The sequence below is a fragment of the Oleiphilus sp. HI0061 genome (assembly GCF_001635675.1).
In genome coordinates, this window is the sequence record NZ_LWFE01000028.1 from 1 (window position 1) to 1,136 (window position 1,136).

Genomic DNA, 1,136 nt, shown 5'->3' on the forward strand with positions numbered 1-1,136 from the left:
GCAAAGCGGCCATTTCGAGAGTTCTGCGCCTCTCGCGCTCTAACTTGCTAATACGTTCCTTAAACTCTGGCGACAGGTCTTCGAGATTTTTATCAATGCCTTTATAAACCAATAAAGGGGCGCGCTCTTCGACTTCTTTCTGCGCAGCATTCTGAGCCAAGAGGTTGGCTAGAACCATGCCAAATGAAAAGGCAAAGAACATCATAATGAACTGCGTTCTCCCCGGTTTCTGACTTTCTTTCAAAACGCTTCCTCTCTTACTCTATGACAGGTCAAGACACTGATACATGCAAAGACTTGTTTTAGTTCAAGCATAGACACATACTTCTGAAATTACAGGTTTACTTAAATTTTTGTCCTTGCCGGTCATTTAAATTCTTTATCGCCCTATTTACTAAGAAGCCACTATGCTTGAAAAGCTATTCTCCAATATTTTTGACGCTGCCCAGCAGTCTTTCTGTCGCTACCCCGTAGTGCTTAGTGGCGACAAGAATTGGTGTTTAGATACGGTTCAAAGCAACTCGCTTTTCGGCGATATAAATGAGGCTATTTATATCAGCGCCTCCGAACCTATTAAAGGCTTTAAGTCTGTTTCTGCACATAAAGTTAAAAGCCTCTTGGGTGGTGATTGTAATCTGTTGCTTTGGGATGGCTTCGATGGCTTAAGCCCGGACGGACTTGGTGGAGCATCTGGACTTGTTCGCGGAGGAGGCTTATTTATCATCATGGTGCCCCCTCTCGCTGACTTGGCTAAAGCACCTGACCCAGACTATCGCCGCATGTGCAGTGACGAGTCAGAGTTATCTAAAACAAACACCTTTTTTCTCCAGCGTTTGATTAGCTTTTTTAACAGTCAGGATTGTCTGCTATTTTGCCAAGAGAATCAGTCTCAGCTTCCTGCTGTTCCTGCGGCTGCGACGACTCAGGTACAGGCCCTACCCACACCTGACCAGCGCGAAGCAATTGAGCTAATCACTCATGTTGTCGAAGGGCACCGTAGACGGCCACTGATCGTCACCGCCGATAGGGGACGAGGCAAAACCAGCGCGCTTGGCATTGCCGCGGCGAAGTTGGCCCTCAAATATAAAAAATCTATTTTGATTACAGCCCCCTCAAAACGAGCTTGTGCCAATGCA

The 1,136-nt window shown here is 46.4% G+C and carries 2 protein-coding genes; one reads left to right on the forward strand and one right to left on the reverse strand.

Features of this window, described 5'->3' with window-relative positions; all coding sequences use genetic code 11:
* A partial coding sequence (locus tag A3735_RS00440) for a hypothetical protein (RefSeq protein ID WP_156499273.1) occupies positions 1-244 on the reverse strand: 244 nt, incomplete at its 3' end.
* A gap of 163 nt (positions 245-407) precedes the next feature.
* Here A3735_RS00440 and A3735_RS00445 point away from each other — a divergent pair.
* The coding region (locus A3735_RS00445) for a tRNA(Met) cytidine acetyltransferase TmcA domain-containing protein (RefSeq protein ID WP_156499274.1) at positions 408-1,136 on the forward strand (729 nt) is incomplete at its 3' end.